The 21,648-nt window shown below is 69.7% G+C and carries 17 protein-coding genes; 7 read left to right on the plus strand and 10 right to left on the minus strand.

What is annotated here, in order from left to right:
* Positions 1-27: 27 nt before the first annotated feature.
* The 9 genes from ACZ3IG_RS21135 to fdxA all read right to left on the minus strand — a co-directional run bounded on the left by ACZ3IG_RS21135 (position 28) and on the right by fdxA (position 9,421).
* Positions 28-663 (minus strand): MBL fold metallo-hydrolase, encoded by a 636-nt coding sequence (locus tag ACZ3IG_RS21135; RefSeq protein WP_467433919.1) that lies wholly within the window; start codon positions 661-663, stop codon positions 28-30.
* A gap of 79 nt (positions 664-742) precedes the next feature.
* Positions 743-2,047, minus strand: a complete 1,305-nt coding sequence (pcaDC, locus tag ACZ3IG_RS21140; protein WP_467433920.1) for a bifunctional 3-oxoadipate enol-lactonase/4-carboxymuconolactone decarboxylase PcaDC — start codon at positions 2,045-2,047, stop codon at positions 743-745.
* 29 nt (positions 2,048-2,076) lie between these two features.
* Positions 2,077-2,400 carry a tyrosine-type recombinase/integrase gene (locus ACZ3IG_RS21145; protein WP_467433921.1) on the minus strand — a complete coding sequence of 108 codons (324 nt, stop codon included), beginning with the start codon at positions 2,398-2,400 and terminating at the stop codon, positions 2,077-2,079.
* Positions 2,401-2,454: 54 nt separating this feature from the next.
* Positions 2,455-3,051 (minus strand): site-specific integrase, encoded by a 597-nt coding sequence (locus ACZ3IG_RS21150; protein WP_467433922.1) that lies wholly within the window; start codon positions 3,049-3,051, stop codon positions 2,455-2,457.
* Between the two features lie 492 nt (positions 3,052-3,543).
* Positions 3,544-5,019 carry a glycoside hydrolase gene (locus tag ACZ3IG_RS21155; RefSeq protein WP_467433923.1) on the minus strand — a complete coding sequence of 492 codons (1,476 nt, stop codon included), beginning with the start codon at positions 5,017-5,019 and terminating at the stop codon, positions 3,544-3,546.
* Between the two features lie 527 nt (positions 5,020-5,546).
* Positions 5,547-6,182: a LysE family transporter gene (locus tag ACZ3IG_RS21160; protein WP_467433925.1), complete on the minus strand. Its 636-nt coding sequence runs from the start codon at positions 6,180-6,182 to the stop codon at positions 5,547-5,549.
* Positions 6,179-7,618: a B12-binding domain-containing radical SAM protein gene (locus tag ACZ3IG_RS21165; protein WP_467433926.1), complete on the minus strand. Its 1,440-nt coding sequence runs from the start codon at positions 7,616-7,618 to the stop codon at positions 6,179-6,181. Before ACZ3IG_RS21165 ends, ACZ3IG_RS21160 begins: the two co-directional genes overlap by 4 nt.
* Before the next feature lie 31 nt (positions 7,619-7,649).
* Positions 7,650-9,080, minus strand: a complete 1,431-nt coding sequence (gene amrS, locus ACZ3IG_RS21170) for an AmmeMemoRadiSam system radical SAM enzyme (RefSeq protein ID WP_467433927.1) — start codon at positions 9,078-9,080, stop codon at positions 7,650-7,652.
* Positions 9,077-9,421, minus strand: a complete 345-nt coding sequence (fdxA, locus tag ACZ3IG_RS21175; protein ID WP_467433929.1) for a ferredoxin — start codon at positions 9,419-9,421, stop codon at positions 9,077-9,079. Before fdxA ends, amrS begins: the two co-directional genes overlap by 4 nt.
* Positions 9,422-10,328: 907 nt before the next feature.
* Between fdxA and ACZ3IG_RS21180 the strand changes: the two genes are divergently transcribed.
* The 5 genes from ACZ3IG_RS21180 (at position 10,329) to ACZ3IG_RS21200 (ending at position 14,168) form a co-directional block, all read left to right on the plus strand.
* Entirely contained in the window at positions 10,329-10,463 is a 135-nt protein-coding gene (locus ACZ3IG_RS21180; protein WP_467433930.1) for a hypothetical protein, read from the plus strand.
* A 736-nt stretch (positions 10,464-11,199) separates the two neighbouring features.
* Complete coding sequence (locus ACZ3IG_RS21185; RefSeq protein WP_467433931.1) at positions 11,200-11,850, plus strand: Rossmann-fold NAD(P)-binding domain-containing protein; 651 nt, start codon at positions 11,200-11,202, stop codon at positions 11,848-11,850.
* Complete coding sequence (locus ACZ3IG_RS21190; RefSeq protein WP_467433932.1) at positions 11,850-12,803, plus strand: SDR family oxidoreductase; 954 nt, start codon at positions 11,850-11,852, stop codon at positions 12,801-12,803. The genes ACZ3IG_RS21185 and ACZ3IG_RS21190 overlap by 1 nt, the downstream gene beginning before the upstream one ends.
* Positions 12,800-13,225, plus strand: a complete 426-nt coding sequence (locus ACZ3IG_RS21195) for an ester cyclase (RefSeq protein ID WP_467433933.1) — start codon at positions 12,800-12,802, stop codon at positions 13,223-13,225. Before ACZ3IG_RS21190 ends, ACZ3IG_RS21195 begins: the two co-directional genes overlap by 4 nt.
* A gap of 25 nt (positions 13,226-13,250) precedes the next feature.
* On the plus strand, positions 13,251-14,168 hold the full coding sequence (locus tag ACZ3IG_RS21200) for an NADP-dependent oxidoreductase (RefSeq protein WP_467433934.1): 918 nt from the start codon (positions 13,251-13,253) through the stop codon (positions 14,166-14,168).
* Between the two features lie 903 nt (positions 14,169-15,071).
* On the opposite strand, the gene ACZ3IG_RS21205 is transcribed toward ACZ3IG_RS21200, so the two are convergent.
* Positions 15,072-15,938 (minus strand): helix-turn-helix transcriptional regulator, encoded by an 867-nt coding sequence (locus tag ACZ3IG_RS21205; protein WP_467433935.1) that lies wholly within the window; start codon positions 15,936-15,938, stop codon positions 15,072-15,074.
* A gap of 702 nt (positions 15,939-16,640) precedes the next feature.
* Between ACZ3IG_RS21205 and ACZ3IG_RS21210 the strand changes: the two genes are divergently transcribed.
* Complete coding sequence (locus ACZ3IG_RS21210) at positions 16,641-19,499, plus strand: PQQ-dependent sugar dehydrogenase (protein ID WP_467433936.1); 2,859 nt, start codon at positions 16,641-16,643, stop codon at positions 19,497-19,499.
* 17 nt (positions 19,500-19,516) lie between these two features.
* On the plus strand, positions 19,517-21,286 hold the full coding sequence (locus ACZ3IG_RS21215; protein ID WP_467433938.1) for a ThuA domain-containing protein: 1,770 nt from the start codon (positions 19,517-19,519) through the stop codon (positions 21,284-21,286).
* Positions 21,287-21,648: the final 362 nt, after the last annotated feature.

Here is a 21,648-nt window from a genome sequence, read left to right on the forward strand (position 1 = left end):
CCACAACCTACCCGGCGGGTCCGACACTCAGAGGACGGTGGTCTCGCCCGAGGCCAGCCGCAGGTGCTCCGCGCCGCCCAGCGCACCGATCTGGCGGTCGTAGACGGGACGGGCGAGATCGGTGAGCAGGGCGTCGTGGATGTCGTAGGCGCGCTGCGGCCGGACCTCACGGACGTAGTCGATGACCTCGGAGATCTTGCTCCAGGGAGCCATCACGGGGAGCATCAGCGTCTCGACCGGGTGGTCGGGGACGGTGAGGGCGTCCCCGGGGTGGAAGAGCCGGCCGCCCTCGACGAGGAAGCCGATGTTGGTGATGCGCGGGATGTCCGGGTGGATCACCGCGTGCAGCTCGCCGTGGACCTGGACGTCGAACCCGGCGGCGGTGAAGGTGTCGCCGTGGCCCACGGTGTGCACCCGGCCCGGGAACGCCGACGAGATCTTCTCCGCGACCGCCCGCAGGGTGTAGACCTGGGCGGCCGGGTTGATCTCCATCGCGGCGCGCAGCCGCAGCTCGTCGAAGTGGTCGGGGTGCTCGTGCGTGATGAGGACGGCGTCCGCGCCGAGGGCCGCGTCCTCCTCGCTGAACGCTCCGGGGTCGAGGACGAGCGTCTGCCCGTCCTTCTCCAGGCGGACGCAGGAGTGGGACTTCTTGGTCAGCTTCATGGTTCCATCCTGGCCCCGGGGCCGGTGCGGGTCACTCCGGGGCTCGCTCCGGCTCTCACATCGGGGCTCGCTCCAGGGCTCACTCCGAGGGGGTCGTCTCCTCCCGTACCACCTGCTGGGCGATCCGGAAGGCGCGGTCCGCCGCGGGGATGCCGCAGTAGACAGCCGCCTGGAGCAGCACCTCCTTGATCTCGGCCGGGGTCAGCCCGTTGCGCAGGGCGGCCCGCAGATGCGGGGCGATCTCCTCGGCGTGGCCGCCGGCGACCAGCGCGGTGAGGGTGACGCAGCTGCGGGTACGGCGGTCCAGGCCCGGACGGTTCCAGACCTCGCCCCAGGCATAGCGGGTGAGGAGTTCCTGGAAGTCGCCGGCGAAGTCGTCGGCGTCCGCCAGCACCCGGTCGACGTGCGCGTCGCCGAGCACCTCGCGGCGCACCTTCAGCCCCGCCTCGTAGGGGTCGGGACGGCCCTGGGCGGCCTGCGGCTGCGCGACCGCCGGGGCGATCTCGGCCACCGGCACGGACTGCGGCGCCGCGACCGGCACCGGCTTGCCGGGAACGCCGGGGACACCGGGGAGCACGGTCTGGCCGGTGGCGTCGGGGGCGGGCTGCCAGGCGGTGGTGAAGTGGCGTACGAGCAGGTCGGTGACGGCGGCGGGCTGCTCCACCGGGACCAGGTGGGAGGCGCCGGGCACCACGGCGAGGCGGGCGTCGGGGATGCCGGCGACCAGGGTGCGCGCCTCGGCGGGGCCGGTGACCTGGTCGTCGGAGCCGACCAGGACGAGGGTGGGCACGCCGACGTGACCCAGTTCGTGCCGGACGTCGAAGGCTGCGAGGGCCTCGCAGGCGGCGATGTAGCAACCGGGGTCGGTGGTGCGGACCATCTGCACGGCCCACTCGGTGATCGCCGGCTGGGCGGCGGCGAACCCTCCGGTGAACCAGCGGTCGGGCGAGGTGCGGGCGATGGGGTCGAGGCCGTTGGTCCGCACGATCACCCCGCGCTGGCGGAACTCGTCGGCGGTCCCGAAGCGCGGCGAGGCGGCGATCAGCGCCAGCGAGGCGAGGCGCTCGGGGTGGCGCAGGGCCAGCTCGATACCGACCGCGCCCCCGAACGCACAGCCGGCGTAGCCGAAGCGCTGCACGCCGAGTTCGTCGAGCGTGGCCAGCAGCCGCGTGGTGACGTCGGCGACGGATCCCCCGGGGTGGGCCGGGGCGCCTCCGTGTCCCGGCAGGTCGTACCGGAAGACCCGCCATTGCTGCGCCAGCTCGGGCACTTGGCGGTCCCACATGTGCCATGTGGTACCGAGAGACGGCCCCAAGATCAGGACTGGTAGATGTTCTGGCCCGTCAAAGCGGTATTGCAGAGTCTCGGTCTTGCCTTCGGTCACGGGTTCACACCTTCATCTGTCACGATCTGTCACACGCCCCCTGCGAGACCTCCCCATGCCTCCGCCGCTGGAAGCAGGTCCGCCACATCCGGCTTCACGTACCACTTCTTCGTCGTCTTCACGTTGGTGTGCCCGGCCCACCTGGCGAGCAGGTGATCCGGCACCCCGTTGTTGGCGAGGTACGTGAGGCAAGACGCCCGAGCATCGTACAGACGGACCCTGCGAAGGCCGTTTGCGTCCATTATTTTGCAGGCCCGCGTTCGGAGCTGCCGACTGTTCAGCGCGCCCCCAAGTTCATCCACGAGCACATACCCGCCGCCCTCGTACCCTTCACCCGCCGCCAGGCGTTCCACTGCCTGCGTGGCGCGGAATGTCTTCAGCGCCTCCCGTACGAGGCTCGGGAGCGGCTACACACGCTCACCCGCCATGCTTTTCGTGTCCTTCTCCACCACCGTGCGGTTGCCCATCATGGTCCGGGTGTTGGCGATGCTGAGCGTGGCCGCGTCCAGGTCGATGTCCGACCACCGCAGGCCGCAGACCTCCGCTGGACGGAGCCCCATCAGGGACAGCAGCAGCGGCGCGAACAGGCGGTCACCCTTCATCGCAGCGACGAAGGCACCCACCTCCGAGGCGTTCCATGGCTGGACAACCTCCTCAGCCTTCCGCTCCGCCTTCCGGACCTTCAGCGGAATGTGCACCTCACTGGCTACATTGACGGTCACCAGACCGCGCGTGACAGCGCGGTTCAGGGCGTCTTTCAGTCTGGCCAGGCTCATGTCAACCGAGGTGACCCCGAGACCTGTTCCCGCCTTCCCGCCCCGCACACGGCCTCCCTGGAGAGCCCACCGCATCCACGCCACCACATGGTCCTCCGTGAGTTCCTGCAGCCGGACGTTCCCGAGCTTCCCGCGTACACGATCCAGCGTCACCCGGTAGTTGTAGACCGTGGTCGGCTCCAGGTCTTCGGCCTTCATAACGAGCCACTGATCCAGCCACTCGTTCACGGTGATCTTGTTGGGTGGGACGAACGTCCCTTCGTGCCGCTTGCTGGTGATGCGGGCGTACTCCGCCTTCGCTTCCCTAAAACTGGGCGGCTCCGCCCTTCCGGCCCTACGGAGAGGGAAGTGCCTGCCCACCGCCGTCCACATCCACTCCGCCGTCGCAGTCCCGCAGGAGCAGGGTCTCGGGGGGGGACACCCCCCAAGCCCCCGCCTGCCGTGTGGAACAGAAGAGGAACGAGGCAGCCGCCCCCCGTCGGACCGGCCGACTTGTGCCCGGCGAGTGGCGGGCCGCCTCCTGCGACAGCGGTCCCCTCCAGGCGCGCCGCCCGGTGGTGCGATCGACGTTCTCGGCACGCGTGCCGGGGCGTACCCTGGACACCGTTCTGCCGACCTGCGTCAGAGATGAGACATGCGCAGGCCAGGGCATCCCCGGCACCGTCTGCGGGGCCTGTGTCGACGCCCCGGTGATCAGTCCCTTCGGACGCGGCCCCGGATTCAGATCGTCACGCCGTCGATCTGGAGCGTCTGCACCGCCTTCGCCGTGAACGGGACGCTCACCGACTTGCCCGAGAGGTACGTGTCCGAGCGGGCCGTATAGAGGTCTCCGCCGCCGGTCGTCACCGTGTTCCAGCGGGGGACCAGGCCGCCTGTGCCGCCCGTCACCGTGGTGAAGCGGGAGAGGTCGAAGGTCAGGGTCTGGGCGGATGCCGAGGTGTTGACCGCGACGATCACCAGGCGGCGGGTCGTCCGGTCCAGTGCTGCCGCCGCGTAGCTCACGCCCGTGTCCAGGATCGTCATGCCGGGGCGGATGTGGCGGCTGAACTGGGCCATCACGTAGTACTTGGTCTGGACGGCGCCGGGCTGGAGGGTGTTCGGGTCGTAGGCGATCATCCCCCAGCCCGACGACGGGTCCATCACCTGCCAGTAGACCCAGGCCGTGGGGTGCAGCCAGCGGAAGTCGTAGCAGAGGTTGCTCGCCATGGTGAGGCCGGTGCCGTCGCTGTCGCCGGTCTCCGAGTTCCACAGGGCCTTGCCCGCCGTGGTCACCACGTCCGTGTAGAGGAGGTCACGGCGGCCGCCCGAACCCTGGTAGCCGTGGACATTCACCCGGTCGACCAGGGCCTTCGTCGATGCGCCCCAGGAGTTCCAGGTCGTGCGGGCCAGGTCGTAGCTCGTCTCGTCGGACGCCGCGATCCGTGTGCCGGTCAGGCCACGTCCGTCCAGCTCACTGCGGAGGTACGGCAGTACGGCTGCCTGCACCGACGCGTCCATGTGGCAGCCCTCCTGCGTGCCCGTCGCCGTCCACCAGGTGGAGCTGGGTTCGTTGAAGGGGTCGACCGAGGCGAAGTTCACGCCCCAGTCGGTCTTCGCGCGCAGGGCCACCTCGGCCAGGTGGGCGGCGTGCTGGCGGTAGTTCCAGGACTGGAGGTTGTTGCCGCCGTCCGAGGCGCCGGAGGGGTTGTGGTTGAGGCACATCCACCACATGGGAGAGTTGGCGAAGAGTTCCGTGGTCGCGCCGCGCTGGGTGGCTTTCACCAGCATGGTGCGCTGCGCTGTGTCCGCCGTCCACTTCCAGGCCGCGGAGGTGGGGGCCTCGTTCGTCCAGTCCTGCCAGTAGCCCTCGATCTGCTTGTAGCCGGGGATGTTGGGCGAGGCCGCCATCGTCTCGCCGTTCACGCTGTTCCAGCTGCACGCGCCCAGGTTGTAGCGGGCGATGGTGAGGCCGAGGCCGGGCAGCGTCCTGCCGTCGTACGGGACGGACCTGGTGGTGAAGAAGGCGTCGGCGAAGTCGTCCCGCGCGCCGAAGACATTCGCCCACCAGGCGAGGGAGGTGCCCCAGCCCTCCCACGTACCGTACGTGGTGCCCGGATCGACGGCGATCGTGGCGTCCGCGTGTGCGGTACCGGTGGCCAGGGTGGTGCCGAGAAACGTACCGCCTGCCGCGGCCAGCAGGGCTCTGCGTCGGATCATGGCTTCTCCGCCCGGCTCGGCTGCCGGTCCGGTCCGCCGGGACCGGCAGTAAGGGTGTCGCGCTCATGCCATCACGCAGCATCGGGTGTGGCCGGTGGGGTTGTCGAGGGGTCCGACGGCGCTTCCCCGCATTCGCCGGCCCATCCTCGTCGGCGAGCTCTGGCCGGTTTCCGGACCGCTGCTGCCCCCGGGGATCAACATGGGATGGGTCCAGGAGAATCGGACGACTTGCTCGGTCCCGCCGCATCGATCGAGTTCGGGTACGCCACCTCCTCCCCGATCGTCGGCAGCTCTCCGCGTCCTCACGGCAGCACGCTCCGGCCGCGATTCTCGAGCAGTACGGGGCGCTGCGACGCACCCCTCTACGCCGACCGCTGCTTGGCGGACGAGACCCACCGCCGCACGATCGCCCGCGCCGGCTCGACACCCGACCCGGCCGACCGCCGCGGGCCGGGTGTCCGGAGCGGAGGTGTGCGCCAGGAGCCATCGTCGCGGCGGGCTCGCGCCCTGCTGGAGGGCCGCCGCCCTCAGCCGGTGGCGGCCGACCACGCGAGGCGGGCGGCGAGGAGCAGGATCACGGTGTTACCGGTGACCGCGGTCAGCGTACGGCCGCGGTCGCCGGTCAGGAGGCGGCCCAGGAACGCGCCGCCCAAGGCGAGCAGCGCCTGCCAGCTGGCGGAGGCGGCGAAGGCGGCGGCGACGAACACCACCCCGCCCGCTGTCGATCCGCCCGCCCCCGACTGGCCACCGATGACCAGCGCCCCGAAGTAGACCACGGTCACCGGGTTGAGCAGCGTAAGCCCGAGGAGGCCGGTGTACGTGCGCAAGGACGAGACGTCGGCCAGGGGAGGCGGGGCCGGGCGCCGGGCGCGATGGGCCCGTACCGCCCCGGCCAGGCCCCGTACCGCGATCGCCGCGAGCACCAGTGCGGCGGTGGCCTGGAGCGGAGGGGTGGCGGGCGCGAGGACGCGGGTCAGCGCGGCGCCGCCCACGACGGCGGCCAGCGCGTACAGCCCGTCCGCGCTCGCCACCCCCAGGGCGGCCGCCATGCCGCGGCGCAGGGAGACCCGCGACGACAGGGTCACGATCAGCACGGACATCGCGCCGACCGGCATCGCGATGCCGTACCCGGCGAGCAGTCCCGCGAGGAGCGGCCCCGTCATGCAGGGCGGGGCATCGAGTAGCTGTGCCGGCGCGGGGAGATCCGCTCGACCTCGGCCTGGGCCGCGGCGCACTCCTCGAAGGTGACGTGGGTGAACTCCCGCAGCCACAGGTCGATCCGGCCCTGTACGTCGAGCCGCAGAGGGTCGCCGAGGCCGCGCTCGCGGGAGCGCCGGGCCAGGCTGCTGAAGACCAGGCTGCCGGGCATCGGCACCAGCATGTTGCCTTGGACGACGATGACCCGCTCGCCGAACAGATCGCCGATGCGGCGGATCACCTCGACGCTGCGGGCGAGGGTGCCGGGCGTCTCGCCCTCGACGCCGAGGATCACCCCGACCTCGACCCTGAAGTCGTAGCCGTCGGACAGGAGGTGGAGCCGGTCCCACAGGGTGGGCTCGGAGTAGCCCTTCTCCAGGAAGTCCAGGCCCTGGTCACTGGTGCCGTCCACGCCCATGTAGACGCTCCAGCAGTTCATCTCCCGCAGTGCGTCGAGCATGCGCGGGGTCATGTCGGCGACGCTGAGATAGCCGGAGTACGTCATGCCGGAGTGTGCGGCGGGGCGCAGGTCGATGAGGTCCCGCAGCAGGCGCGGGGTCAGACTGTCGCCCCAGTCCTTGATGGAGTTGAGCGGGGTGTCGAAGCGGCGGCGGCACACCTCGTCGAGTGCGCCCACCCGTTGCCACAGTTCGCCCGGGGGCCGGTAGGCGAGCTTCCGGGCCGGGATCGCGCAGAAGGAGCAGCTCTTGACCAGGGTGTCGTCGCGCCAGACCCGGTGCGGGCAGCCCTCATGGCTGAGCCCGCTGTAGGTGAGCGGGCGGTAGGGGTAGTCGGAACGGGAGAGCTGGAGCGTGAAGTAGTCGAGGATCTCCGTGTACAGCTCGAAGGGGAGCTGGTCGAGGTACTCGGTGGGTCCCGGCCGCCCGGCGACCCTGCGGGAGCGGCGCAGCCTGGGGGCGGGCCCGGAGCCGTCCAGGTAGACGAAGTTGGGGATCTCGGCGGGCGGGGTGTCCAGGAGCATGGCCTCGATGGTGTACTCCCCCGCGTCGGTGCAGGCGCCCACCACGGCCTCGGCGGCGAGGTCGGCCCGGCCGGCGGCCAGCAGGTACTGCTCGGGGCCGAAGATCGCGCCCGCGCCACCGAAGGCGACCCGGCGGCAGCCACTCTCGCCGACCAGGCGCAGCAGTTCGAAGGTGGCGTCGCGGGTGTGGTCGATGCAGTGGAAGCCCACCAGGTCGTAGCGCCGCTCGTGGAGCAGTCGGCGGCACTCGTCCATGGTGCGGTGGTTGCCGTCGCAGATCTCCACGTCCAGCTCGTGGCCGAAGCGCTTCTTGAGGTAGGAGGCGAGGTAGAGGAGCCCTTCCTGCCAGAAGAAGTCATTGATGTACCCGTACCCGTACTGCTGCGGCGGCACCATCAGCAGGACCGACTGACGCGGCATGGCCGGACTCCTCTCTCTTCTCGCCGGGCGGTCAGCGCACGATGGGCAGGAACGCGGGGAACGGGGTCACGTCGTCGTTCTTGCTGCCCGCGGAGACCTCCACGGTCGGGAAGTGCGCGCGGTCGAAGACCTCGTGCAGGCTGGAGGCGCAGCCCTCGGGGATCGCGACCGTCACGCCCTGCTCGTCCGCGGTCGACTTGGCGGCGATGAACCGGAAGCTCTCGCCGGGCGCCAGGTCGATCACTGCCCAGCTCTCCGGCACCGCCGGGTCGCCGAACCTGCGCTGGTAGACGGTCTTGGACACCGGCGAGGGATTGCTCACCTGGACGTGCAGCGCGCGGACGTCGCCGTGCCAGGAGAACGAGGCGAGGTCGAGCTTGTGGCCGGGCAGCGCGGGGACGGCGGTCCTGGTCTCGGCGCCGGGCAGCAGTGTGAAGTGGGCATCGGTGCCGCAGCCCTGACAGTGGCCGTCGGGCGTGAGGCCGACGATGCGGGCGTTGAGGCCGTAGCGGGTCACCTGGACCCGGTCGCAGCTGTGACATCGGGTGGTGGTCGAGTCGGTGTCGTACACATTGCCCAGGCAGACGTGGTGCAGCCCCATGTCCATGGCCACCTTGCGGGCGTGTTCCAGGCGGTCGACGGGGGTGCGGACGGTGTCGGTCATCTTGTAGTCGGGGTGGAACCGCACGAAGTGGGTGGGGACGTGCGTGCCGAGCCGCTCGCCGACGAAGGCGGCCATGCTGCGGGCGGTCTTCTCGTCGTCGCTGAGGTCGGTGACCATCAGGGTCGACACCTCGACGTGCTTACCGGCCCGGAAGACCTGTTCGGTGCCCGCGAGCACCGGCTCCAGCCACCCCTTGGTGATCTTGCGGTAGTACTTCGGGTCCATCGACTTGATCGAGATCGAGAAGATGTCGATCACCGGGATCAGCTCGTCGATCGCCTCCTCGCTGATGAAGAACGCCGATTTGTAGAGGTTGACGATGCCCGCCCGCTGGGCGAGGGCGGCGGTCTCCACGACGAACTCGTGCCACACGACCGGGTCGTTGTAGGTCCAGGAGATGACCTTGATGTCATGGCGCAGCGCGATGTCCACGACCTGCTCGGGCGTGTAGTGGTACACGTCCTTGTCCTCGACGTACCGGGCCTGCGAGGTCTTCCAGTTGTGGCAGTAGTCGCAGTTGAGCATGCAGCCGACATTGCCCATGGAGAGGATGCGGGCGCCCGGGGCGTAGTGGAAGACGGCCTCGGTCTCGATGGTCTCCTCGGTGGCGTGCACCGACCGTCCGTAGTTCAGGCTGACGAGGCGGCCGTCCCGGTTGGCCCGCACCATGCAGAAGCCGTGCTGGCCGGGGCGGATACGGCAGTTGCGGGGGCTCAGATGGCAGCGCACCACGTCCCCTTCGAGGCGCTCCTCGAGTCGGGCCGGGTAGGCGTTCTGTTTCCACGCGGGTTCGGTCATGTCCGGCTCTCCTTCTGAGGCTCGGGCTGGGGCAGGGCGATGATGTACGGATGGTCGGTGCCGGCCGGGCCGAGAGCGGCCGCGCCACCGGGGGCACCCAGGCCCGCGGCGTCGAAGAACTCGGCGTTGACGGCGGTGAACACGGCCCATTCGGCGGGGAGCTCGGCCTCGGGATAGATGGCCTCGACCGGGCAGGCCGGCTCGCACGCCTGGCAGTCGATGCACTCGTCCGGGTGGATGTAGAGGCTGCGCTCCCCCTCGTAGATGCAGTCGACGGGACACACGTCGAGGCAGGCCTTGTCCTTGATGTCGACACAGGGCTGAGCGATCACATACGTCATGCAGGCCCCCTTCTCCGGGCTATTCGATTCTCCGTGCCGGGATTTCGGCGATACGGGTTCCTGGCTATTCAGTGCGGAGACCGTGAGTGAGGTCGGCGAGAACCCGTGATCGGAAAGAGAGGGATAGCGTCGATCGAATCCGACGAAAGGCTCGATGAGGAGGTCAACGGAAACCAGGAAGGTCGCCTTTCCCTCTCCGACGGGGCCACCGAGCAGTCGGCCGCCGAGCAGCGGAATTCCCTTGACCAGTCCTTTTCCGCGCCGGGAGGGCCCGCGCGGCCACTCGCGCCCGGTGACGGCCACGGGCCCGATGGCCCGGATGCCGAGATGGCCGGTGGCCAGCCCCCCGCACAGAGATCAAGGTGATGAAGAGCGATCGCACCGGCCGACGCCGGTTCGGCACTGCCCACGCGGTGACGCACAGCAGTGCCACCGCTGCCTGGTGGGCGCCGATCGTCAGCGGGAGGTGACGCGGGACGCCGAGCGAGAGGGCGTCGAGCGGATCGGTGCCAAACCGGACCGGATGAAGAAATGGGCGCTGAGGGACAAGAGCAGGCAGCTCACGGCATAGGTGAACCCATGCGCCGTGCCGAGTTTCGGTGTGGCCTTGCGTAACGGAACGTCAGACGTGTCACGCATGCTCCCTCGTTTCGGATAATGCTCCTGCAGGGAGGGCAGTCCGAGGCAGTTGAACCTTGTTGAAGGTATGGCGAGGGTCACCACAGCGTCAATGCGTCTGCTGTAACTTTCGCATTTCTCGGTGGATCTAGAATTCATGATCCGAATCCCGGCACGGCTCGGCTCCGGCGTAGTTGACGGCGGCATCAACCGCACTGTGCGCGCGGAACCGCGACGATGGCGCGTGATCGCCGCGCAGAGCGGGAAGACCTCCACGAGCGTGCCCGCCGTGAGTCAGGGGGGTACGGACGCGGGCAAGAAGATCGTGGGCATGACGGACCTCATGGCCCGCCGCCTCACCGGCGTGACCGCTGTCTCCTGGCGCGACCCCGCGAAGCCGCACCAGCCACAGGTTCCGGAATGAAACTACGGAGAAAGCGACCTCTGACGGCCGCGCCTACGGAGAGCGTGTCGAACACGCTCCGCACGGAGCGACCAGAGCCTGTACGCGTCTGCTGGCTGCGCCTGCCTGTCCCGACAGCGGCGACCCCACCCAAGACTGCCCTCCTCCACACCGCCTTCCTGTACAGCGCCCTGCTCGTCCCCGCACTCCGTGCGCCGACGCCGGCCGACTCGCGAAGGGACGGGACGGGACGGCTGAGCCGCCGGGACGGTTGAACCCGCACGGTCGGTCTGCTACGGCCAGGACCGGCCCGTCGGTTGCGCCTACGGAGCCCCGCTCCCGTCCGGCGCTCCATGCTGGGGCGGACTGCTCACGAAGGTGCCCGCCGATGTCGTCGAGAAGTCCGGCGCCCGATCCACGCGCTCAGCGATCTGACGGTCCGCCTCCCGTCGCCGAGCGGCTCGTAGAGCGTGCCGCTCCACTGCTCGTCGCGGTCCACGTCATGCGGCTGCCCTCGGTGATCGGCGAGTTCTCCCTGTTCCTGATCGGTGCCGGTTCTGGTTGTACCGGACAGGGTGATGATCTATGAGGGTGCTCACCAAGGAGCTCTTCGCGTCGGACCTCGCGTCGCGCTCCACCCAGGTCGAGTCGACCACCGCGGCTTCCGGGCCCCGGTGACAGGCACTCGCTCACCGCTCACCGCCTCAGGATCAGACCGGATCATTTTACAGACCCCGTGACGGTCCCGCCTCGCGCTGTGACGAACAAGGGTGGTGATGCCGTCACCAGTGTGAGCCACGCCTTCTCGCACAGCCCGCCACAGCCGACTGTTGATTCCGCAAGGTCGAACCAGCAGAGAGGCGCAACCGCCGTGGAGCCCAATCAGGTGGCGTTCGTCACCGGCGCGTCAGGGTGCATCGGGCGCGCGACCGCGGAGGGCCTGGCGGACGCGGGGCTCACCGCGCTCGACCACCTCCGCAGCGGTGCGGCTGCCGGCGACGTCGTCGCCTCCGAAGCCGCCGGGGGCAAGGCGTCCGCCGTGTCGGTGAACGTCGCGGACCGGGGCAGCGAAGCCGTCCGGCACAGCGGAGCAGTCCGACACCCTTCACCGGGTGGTGACCTCAGCGGCAACGCTCGAGGCATCCCCGGTCGCCGACCCGACCGACGACGACCGCATGACGACTACATGCTGGGCGTCTACCTCAAGGGAACTCCGGCGCCGTCCGCCGTCGACACCGAGACGTTCACCACCGGCGAGTCCGAGGAGCGGATCGCTCGCATGGCCGCCGGGTCGCCGGCGGAGCGGCTCGGCACCGTAGATCTCGCGGGCCTCGTCACCCACCTGCCCTCTCCCGCCTCCGGACGGGTCGACGGCCAGGTCATCAGAACCAATGGAGGAGTCGCCTGATGCCCACCACCCCCACCACCGAAAAATCAGACGGCCTCGTCGTCATCGTCACCGGGGCCGGCAGCGGTATCGGCCGCGCCGTGGCGGTGGAGCTCGCTCGCGCCGGTCACATCGTGTACGCCGGGATGCGCGACCTGGACGGACGCAACAGCCGGCGGGCCGAGGATCTGCGCGAACTCGCGTCCGCCGAGAACGTGCGCCTGAAGGCGCTCGAACTGGACGTGCTGTCCGAACCCGGCTGCCGCAGCGCCGTCGATGTCGTCCTGGGCGAATACGGGCGGATCGACGTCGTGGTCAACAACGCCGGCATGCTGATGGCCGGCGTCGCCGAGGGGTTCACCCCGGATCAGTTCCTGCGCATCCTCGACACCAACGCGGTGTCCTGGCTGCGAGTCAACCGCGCGGTGCTCCCGGTGATGCGCCGCCAGGGCTCGGGAACGCTGGCCTACATCAGCAGCACGACCGCCCACCTCGCCGAGCCGTTCATGGCGACCTACATCGCCAGCAAGGCCGCGGGCGAGTTCCTCGCCGAGTCGATGGGCCTGGAAGTGGCGCCTCTGGGCATCGACACGGTGATCGTCGTACCGGGTGCCTTCACCGAGGGGACCGACCACTTCGCGCACAGCAACCCGCCCGCGGACACGGCCGTCGTCACCCAGTACGCCGACCTGCCGGACCGGGTCGCGCAGATCCCCGAGCGTCTGCACGCCATCGACCTCGCGAACGACGGCTCACCCGCGCAGGTGGAGTCCGTCGGCCGGGCTCTGGTCGAGGTGCTCGAGAAGCCCCAGGGCACGCGCCCCCGCCGGGTCGTGGTCGACGCGCAGCACAAGGGCGTCGAGGAACTCGACGCCGTGCGAGCGGCCAAGCAGCTCACGTTCTTCCGTCAACTGGGCATCGACGACCTCCTCACGGTCGCCGTACCCACCACCACCATCGAGGAGAAGCGATGACACGCACCATCGAGGACCTGATCGGAACCTTCTACGCGGCGTTCAGCGGCAAGCCCGAACTCCTCGACGACATCGTCGCCGACGACTGGGACGACATCCCGCTGGGGCCGGGCCAGCCCCCCGGCCGAGCCGGCGCCGCTCCGCTGATCAAGGGCGTCGGCGAGGCCTTCAGCGACTTCCGCGTCGTGGTCCACCAGATCGTCGACGGCCGAGGCCCCGACGGCAACGGGTTCGTCGGTGTGCGCGGCGAGATGCGCGGCGTGCACAGCGGCGAGACCTTCGGCGTCCCGGCGACCGGGCGGGAGTTCCAGATCCGGATCCACGAGTTCCATGAACTGGTCGACGGGCGCATCGTCCGCACCTGGCACCTGGAGGACTGGCTCGGATGGTTCCAGCAGGTCGACGCCTCGCCTGCCCGCTGAAGCAACGACACGAGAGAGCACATCCATGAAGGCATTGCAGTACACCGCATACGGCCGCAGCCCGGTCGTCAACGATGTTCCCGAGCCGGTCCCCGGGCCGGGCGAGGTCCTGGTCCGGGTCGCGGGGGCGGCCCTGAACCCGCTCGACGTCAAGATCGGCGCGGGCCATGTTCAGGAGTATTTTCCGATCACCTTCCCCTCGACCGTGGGCACTGATCTCGCGGGTACGGTGGAGCGACTCGGACTCGGTGTGACGGGTTGGAGCATCGGCGACGCGGTGATCACCCGCACCGACCCGACCGCCGGTGGAGCTGTCGCCGAATACGCTGTGGTCCCGGCGGCGGGTCTGGTGGCAGCGCCGACCACGATTCCGCTCGAGGCCGCCGCCGGCCTGGCCACCGCCGCGGCGACCGCATGGCAGGCAGTCACCGAGATCGCGGGGCTGAAGTCCGGCCAGAAGGTACTTGTGCACGCGGGCGCCGGCGGCGTCGGCAGCTTCGTCATCCAGCTGGCCCGTCGCGTCGGCGCGCACGTCGTGACCACCGCATCCAGTGCTGCCGCCGAGATCGTCCGGAAGCTGGGGGCCGATGAGATCATCGACTACACCAGCGTCGACTTCCGGACCGCGGTATCCGATGTCGATGTGGTTGTCGACTCGGTCGGTGGTGAGACCGAGGCCCGGTCGCTCGATGTCCTCAAGCCGGGTGGCCTGCTGGTCAGCCTCCCCGTCCCGCCGGACTTCGAGCGTGCCGCCGCTCGCGGGTTCCGCGCCGAGTTCGTCTTCCACGCTTCCGATGCCGAGCGACTGGCGAAAGTCGTCGCGGTAGCGAACGAAGGCTTCGCCATCGTCGTCGATCGCACGGTCCGGCTCAGTGGCGCTGTGGACGCGTTCGACTACCTCGCCCAGGGCCACGCCAAGGGCAAGGTCATCGTCCAGCCGTGACGCACCGCAGCCGTCGGGACGAGGGAGTTCCTCGTCCCGACGGCTTTCTCCCCTCCGGCCGGGACCCGGCAGGAGTCGGTGCCCCCCCATCGCCGTAGGCACGCCGGTGGCGGGGATGCTCGACACGTTCGACCGCGGCCACGGAATCCACTGCACCGAGTACGTCATGGTGGACGAGGCCCCGCTCGCGCCAGTAGACGGACACCTTCCGCTGAAACGCGGCGGCGGTTCCGCCCCTGAGCACGGTCACGGCGCGGCAGATGGCTGGTACCGGACAACCGGGCCAGCCGTATCCGTCGGCGATCATCTCCTGCGACTCGCTTCCGAGCTGGGCTGGAGCGTCGGGACTGGTCCGAGCCGGTGACCGACCCTTCGTAGAGGCCGCCGCACGATTGCGGAGCCTACGTGGGCGTGCGTCCCAAGCGGGAGCCGGAGGCGAAGCGAGGTATCGAGGGTCTCGGCGGTCCGCGCCGTCGCCGATGACGGCACCAACCTTGCTCGGCTTCTCGACCGGATAGCGCACGGCAGCCGGCATCCGTCGGATCGTCGACTCGCAGATGGCCGATACGTCGCGCGAGCCCACCATCGACCAACGACACCACCGCGCGACCTCACCCTCTACGCTCACGGCGGCGCCGGACCGCTGCACTGCGCTGAGTTCGGGGTCCGCCAGATCGTCGTACCGGCGAGCAGCTCGAAGAAGCATTCGACGCACTGGAGGCGCGGGCCGGGCAGGCAGTGCACGAGAACCGGGTCGATGACCGGATCACGCTGCAGTCCTGAGGCTCGGGGTTGAAGACGATCGAGACGTTCCACACCCACGGCACACCGCCGTTGCCGCTCTCGAACACACGTTGACGGTCGGTCGGTCGCCCCGGTGGGCCGGGCACCAGAACGCCGCGCTCAGCGTAGAGTCGACCGGCTCTGCTGCGCGGCCCCGATGTCCTGGCTGCCCAGGACGGCGAGCAGTTCCAGCTTCTCCGCCGAGTCGCCGCCCACCGGGGCGGTGAACCACAGCAGCCGCTGGGAACCGTCCTCACTCAACAGGCTGAGGCAATTGAGTTCGATCGCGCCGAGGTCCGGGTGCATCAGCCTCTTTCGGTCGGCCCGACGTACGGCGACCTCCTGATGAGCCCACAGGTCCGCGAACTCACTGCTCACCGAGTTCAGTCGCCGGATCAGTCCGCGCACCTCGCTGTCGCCGCCGCGGCGGGCCGAGACCGCTCGCAGGTCGGCCACGAAGACGCGCGACTGGTGATCGTGTTCGTCGGGGTGGTACCGCAGCCGGGCCTCAGGGTCGGTGAACCAGCGGTACACGAAGCTGGCCTCGACGCCTTTCTCCCGGGGGATCGGGCCGAGCAGCGCAGCGGCGAGGCGGTTCTGTACCAACGTCGCGTGCAAGTCGGTGATCACTGCCGCCGGGGTGGTCGGCAGGCGTTCGAGCAGATCGAGCATCCCCGGGTGAACGTGCGCCGACGTTCCGTGCCGCGGTGGCAGCGGACGGCCGGCCAGAAAGTACAGATGCGCACGCTCATCCTCCGTCAGCCGCAGAGCCCGCGCGAGCGCGGCCACCATCTGCTCGGACGGCTGCGCGCCCCGGCCCTGCTCCAACTGGTTGTAGTAGTCAACCGAGGCGCCGGCCAAGACAGCCACCTCGTCGCGGCGCAGCCCGGGCACCCGGCGTCGTGTCGACTCAGGAAGCCCCACTTCGCCGGGGCGGATGCGATCGCGTCGCGACCTCAGAAACTCACCGAATGCAGCCAGATCCATACCGGCCATTCTGAACCGACTTGCCGCGCCGAGGCAGGGGACGCTGCCACCCCCCTCAGCGCATGGCGATGTCCGATCCGGCCCCCGGCCCTCTCCGGCTGGGTGTCACCTGGCTCGGACGCGGCGTTCCGGATGCTGAGCGGTTGCCGGATCCGGCCCCTGGCGTCCTGCCGACCTGGTCCCGCTGTCCTGCAACGAGATCCAGCGCCCATTCATCACGCTCGTCGTCCGACTGGTCCATGAGACAGCCCACCGGCCCGGCCGGTCCGACCGGCGATGCCGCTCCCAAGCCTGGTTCGCACCGGCCACCAACGGCGACAAACCGCATCTCGGACATGACGATCATGATCTACGGCTGGAGTACTGGCTGGCCCTGGTTGTTGAGGTTCAGTTGTCGGCCGGGGGTGAGTCGGCCCTCGATGCGATCCGGATTTCGACGTCGAAGGAGAGGCGGGCGCGGTGCGCGCGACCGCCCGCCCTCCACCTACCGAGCTGCCGCCAGGGACTTTGTCCTCGGTGGGGAAGAAGTGTCGGGAAGTTGTGCTCAGCGGGTTACGGAGTTCAGCGAAGGTCGCTAACTTCCTTGAAATGAACCGGTCAAAGTGACCGCTGCGACCGGGCTCACCGGCGCGACGGCGCGCGCCTGTGCACCGCTCGGCAGTCCGGCGAGGGCTGTCGTCCACCCCACTTCGGGAGAGCTCTGTGCGCGAGAACCCGCTCGGACACAGACGTGTCCATTACCTGCTGACCGCCCTGGCCTGCGCCGTCGGCTGTCTGCTCCCCCTGTCCCCGGCCGCCGCCACCACCGCCCGGCAAGCGGGCCCGGCCGACGGGCAGAAGGCTGCCGCAGTCGAGTACCAGCAGGTCACGCTCGCCAAGGGCGTGGCCGAGACGGGCGAGCCGATGACCCTGGCCGTGCTGCCGGACCGCTCGGTCCTGCACACCGCGCGGGACGGCACGGTCCGTCTCACCAACGCCGCGGGAACCACCTCGGTCGCGGGCAGACTCGACGTCTACAGCCACGACGAGGAGGGGCTGCAGGGCGTCGCCGTGGACCCCGGCTTCAGCTCCAATCGGTTCGTCTACCTCTACTACGCCCCCAAGCTCAGCACCCCCGCCGGTGACGCCCCGGCGGACGGCACGGCCGCCGACTTCGCCCCCTTCGACGGGGTCAACCGGCTCTCCCGGTTCGTGCTGAGGACCGATGGCACCCTGGACCTGGCCGGCGAGAAGAAGATCCTCGACGTGCCCGCCTCCCGCGGCCTGTGCTGCCACGTGGGGGGTGACATCGACTTCGACGCGGCAGGGAACCTGTACCTGTCCACCGGCGACGACACCAACCCGTTCGCCTCGGACAGCTACACACCGATCGACGAGCGCGCCACCCGCAACCCCGCCTTCGACGCCCAGCGTTCCTCCGGCAACACCAACGACCTGCGCGGCAAGGTGCTGCGGATCAAGGTCAACGCCGACGGCTCATACACGATACCCAGCGGCAACCTCTTCGCTCCCGGCACCGCGAAGACCCGGCCCGAAATCTATGCGATGGGGTTCCGCAACCCGTTCCGGATGAGCGTCGACCGGGCCACCGGCATCGTCTACCTCGGCGACTACGGCCCCGACGCGGGCACCGCCAGCCCCACCCGCGGCCCGGGCGGGCAGGTGGAGTTCAACCGGATCACCAGGGCCGGCAATTACGGCTGGCCGTACTGCACCGGCAAGAACGACGCCTACATCGACTACAACTTCGCCACCGGCGCCTCCGGCTCGGCCTTCAGCTGCGCCGCGCCGACGAACAACTCGCCGAACAACACCGGTCTGACCACCCTGCCGCCCGCCCAGCCCGCCTGGATCCCCTACGACGGCGGGTCCGTCCCGGAGTTCGGCAACGGCTCCGAGTCCCCGATGGGCGGCCCCGTCTACCGGTACGACGCCAACTCCACGTCCGAGGTGAAGTTCCCGCAGGAGTACGACGGCGACTTCTTCGCCGGGGAGTTCGGGCGCCGCTGGATCAAGCGCGTCGAGGCCGGCGGGGACGGCACCGTGCAGTCCATCAACGCCTTCCCCTGGAGCGGCACCCAGGTGATGGACATGGCCTTCGGCCCCGACGGCGCCCTGTACGTCCTCGACTACGGCACCGGCTACTTCAGCGGTGACGCGAACTCGGCGCTGTACCGCATCGAGCACGTCACCGACGGCCTCGCCCCGACCGCGCAGGCGAAAGCGAACGTCACCTCGGGCAAGGCGCCGCTGGCCGTCTCGTTCTCCTCGGCAGGCAGCACCGACCCGGACGGCGGCTCGCTCGGCTACGCCTGGACCTTCGGTGACGGCGGCACCTCGACCGCCGCCGACCCGTCGCACACCTACACCAGCAACGGCCAGTACACGGCCACGCTCAAGGTCACGGACGCCACCGGCAAGTCCGCGACGGCCTCCGTGCAGATCACGGTGGGCAACACCGCACCCACGGTGCGGCTGGACCTCCCGCTCGACGGGGCCATCCACGACTTCGGTGACGCGATCCCCTTCAAGGTGACGGCGACCGACCCCGAAGACGGCGTGATCGACTGCACCAAGGTGAAGATCACCTTCGTCGTCGGTCACGACAGCCACGGCCATCCGCAGACCTCGACCACCGGGTGCACCGGCACGCTGCAGACCCTGGCGGACGGCGAGCACGATCCCAACGCCAACATCTTCGGGGTACTCGACGCCGAGTACACCGACAAGGGCGCCGCCGGACAGCCCGCGCTGACCTCGCACGACCAGCACGTCGTCCAGCCCAGCCACAGGCAGGGCGAGCATTACGGCGCCTCGTCCGGCGTCGACGTCGTCTCCCACGCTCCCGCGCACGGCGGCAAGACCGTCGGCAACATCGACAACGGCGACTGGATCTCCTTCTCCCCGTACGTCCTCGGCAACACGACCCGGTTCACCGCCCGGGTCTCCTCCGCGGGGGCGGGCGGCACCATCGAGGTCCGTGCCGGATCCCCCACCGGCACCCTGCTCGGCACGGCGACCGTGCCCATGACCGGCGGATGGGAGACCTTCCAGGACGTGACGGCCGGCCTGAGCAACCAGCCCGCCGGCTCCACCTCCCTCCACCTGGTCTTCAAGGGCGGCAGCGGCGCCCTCTTCGACCTCGACGACTTCACCTTCACCACCTCCGGGGGCGGCCCCCGCACGGGTGAGGTGAAGGGCGTGAACGGCAAGTGCCTGGACATCGACAACGCCCAGACCGCCGACGGCACCAAGGTCCAGATCTGGACCTGCAACGGCTCCGCCGCCCAGAAGTGGACGGTCCCCGGCGACGGCACCCTGCGGGCACTCGGCACATGCCTGGACGTCTCCGGCGGAGCCTCCGCCGACGGCACGAAGATCCAACTGTGGACCTGCAACGGCACCGGCGCCCAGACCTGGGCCCCCCATACCGACGGCACCGTCCGCAACCCGCAGTCCGGCAAGTGCCTCGACGCGTCCGGCGCCACCTGGAACGACGGCACCCCCGTCCACCTGTGGACCTGCCACACAGCCGCCAACCAGAAATGGACCCTGCCGTAGGAGGGAGGAGACCTGCCATGCGTCACCTCGTGCGCACCAGCCTGAAAGCAGCCCTCGGCCTGTTCGTCGGTGCCGCGCTCTGCCTGTCGCCGCAAGCCATGGCGCTGCCCGGCGCGGCGGACCGGTCCGGCACCGCCGAAGCACGCTCCCTGGCCGCGGCTGACCCGGCGTACAAGATCCTCGTCTTCTCGAAGACGGCGGGCTTCCGCCACGACTCGATCGACGAGGGCATCACCGCCCTGCGCGGCCTCGGCACCGCGAACAACTTCACCGTGGACGCGACCGAGGACGCGGGGACCTTCACCGCCGCCAACCTCGCCCAGTACAAGAGCGTCGTCTTCCTGTCGACGACGGGCGACGTACTGAACGCCGCCCAGCAGACGGCCTTCGAGGGTTATGTCAGGGGCGGTGGCGGGTACGTCGGCATCCATGCCGCCGCCGACACCGAGTACGACTGGTCTTTCTACGAAGGACTGGCCGGCGCGCTGTTCCACTCGCACCCGGCCATCCAGTCCGCCACCGTGAAGGTCGAGGACCGGGCGCACGACGCCACCTCGCACCTCGGTTCCACCTGGCAGCGCACCGACGAGTGGTACAACTACCGCACCAATCCGCGCACCACCGCCCGTGTGCTGGCCTCGCTCGACGAGTCCAGCTACTCGGGCGGGAACATGTCCGGCGACCACCCGATCACCTGGTGCAAGGACTACCAGGGCGGCCGGTCCTTCTACACCGGTGGCGGGCACACCGAGGAGTCGTACGCCGACCCCGCGTTCCGGCGCCACCTCCTCGGCGGTATCCGCTGGGCGGCGGGAATGACCGACGCCGACTGCCGCCCGGAGACCGGCTACACGTCCCTGTTCGACGGGACCTCCACGAGCGGCTGGAAGCAGGCGGGACCGGGGCAGTTCAGCCTCGCGGACGGCACGCTCACCTCGGTGGGCGGGATGGGGCTGTTCTGGCACTCCGCGCAGGAGCTGACCGGCGACTACTCCCTGAAACTCGACTGGCGGATGGCCGGCGACGACAACTCCGGTGTCTTCATCGGCTTCCCGGCCTCCGACGACCCGTGGTCCGCGGTGAACAACGGCTACGAGATCCAGATCGACGCCACCGACTCGGCGGACCGCACGACGGGCTCCGTCTACGGCTACAAGTCCGCCGATCTCGCCGCACGGGACGCGGCGCTGAATCCGCCGGGCGAGTGGAACACGTACGAACTCCGGGTCACCGGCGAGCGGTTGGAGATCTTCCTCAACGGACGGAAGATCAACGACTTCACCAATACCGATCCCGTACGGAGCCTGCGGCAGGGATACATCGGCCTGCAGAACCACGGAGACGGGGACGACGTGTCCTTCCGCAACATCCGGGTCAAGCGCGCGGGCGGACAGGACCCCGGCCCCCGCACGGGTGAGGTGAAGGGCGTGAACGGCAAGTGCCTGGACATCGACAACGCCCAGACCGCCGACGGCGCCGAGGTCCAGATCTGGACCTGCAACGGCTCCGCCGCCCAGAAGTGGACGGTCCCCGGCGACGGCACCCTGCGGGCACTCGGCACATGCCTGGACGTCTCCGGCGGAGCCTCCGCCGACGGCACGAAGATCCAACTGTGGACCTGCAACGGCACCGGCGCCCAGACCTGGGCCCCCCACACCGACGGCACCGTCCGCAACCCGCAGTCCGGCAAGTGCCTCGACGCGTCCGGCGCCACCTGGAACGACGGCACCCCCGTCCACCTGTGGACCTGCCACACAGCCGCCAACCAGAAATGGACCCTGCCATAGCTGTTGTTTGAGCGGGGGCACCTCTGAGGAGGGCCCCCGCTTCCCTGCTAGGAGTCGTCTTCGAATGTCACGCCCACATCAGCAGCGGTGCGAGGGTGACAGCGGCCTGGCGGGTGCCAGTCGTTGGGGTTCCCGCCCGTGATCGTGAAGGCGAGCGGGCGGCCGAATTCGTCGCTGGCAAGGTGAATCCTGCTGGTCAGCCACCCCGGGAGCGTCCGAGGCCGGGGCTGCGGAGCTCCCTTTCGCGCTCCGGCGGCGTGCTGGTGGGCCCGGGCGGCCCGGAGCATGCGCCCGAAGGTGCCTCCTTGGCCCACCGGCAGAAGCGGGTGTGCGGCCCGATCCTGAGCAGATGCCCCGATGGG

The organism is Streptomyces sp. NPDC016677 (assembly GCF_055562815.1).

Coding starts and splice junctions, on each gene's coding strand:
- ACZ3IG_RS21135 (WP_467433919.1), bottom strand. CDS start 663: ATGAAGCTGACCAAGAAGTCCCACTCCTGCGTCCGCCTGGAGAAGGAC.
- ACZ3IG_RS21155 (WP_467433923.1), bottom strand. CDS start 5,019: ATGATCCGACGCAGAGCCCTGCTGGCCGCGGCAGGCGGTACGTTTCTC.
- ACZ3IG_RS21160 (WP_467433925.1), bottom strand. CDS start 6,182: ATGACGGGGCCGCTCCTCGCGGGACTGCTCGCCGGGTACGGCATCGCG.
- ACZ3IG_RS21165 (WP_467433926.1), bottom strand. CDS start 7,618: ATGCCGCGTCAGTCGGTCCTGCTGATGGTGCCGCCGCAGCAGTACGGG.
- amrS (WP_467433927.1), bottom strand. CDS start 9,080: ATGACCGAACCCGCGTGGAAACAGAACGCCTACCCGGCCCGACTCGAG.
- fdxA (WP_467433929.1), bottom strand. CDS start 9,421: ATGACGTATGTGATCGCTCAGCCCTGTGTCGACATCAAGGACAAGGCC.
- ACZ3IG_RS21190 (WP_467433932.1), top strand. CDS start 11,850: ATGCCCACCACCCCCACCACCGAAAAATCAGACGGCCTCGTCGTCATC.
- ACZ3IG_RS21195 (WP_467433933.1), top strand. CDS start 12,800: ATGACACGCACCATCGAGGACCTGATCGGAACCTTCTACGCGGCGTTC.
- ACZ3IG_RS21200 (WP_467433934.1), top strand. CDS start 13,251: ATGAAGGCATTGCAGTACACCGCATACGGCCGCAGCCCGGTCGTCAAC.
- ACZ3IG_RS21205 (WP_467433935.1), bottom strand. CDS start 15,938: ATGGATCTGGCTGCATTCGGTGAGTTTCTGAGGTCGCGACGCGATCGC.
- ACZ3IG_RS21215 (WP_467433938.1), top strand. CDS start 19,517: ATGCGTCACCTCGTGCGCACCAGCCTGAAAGCAGCCCTCGGCCTGTTC.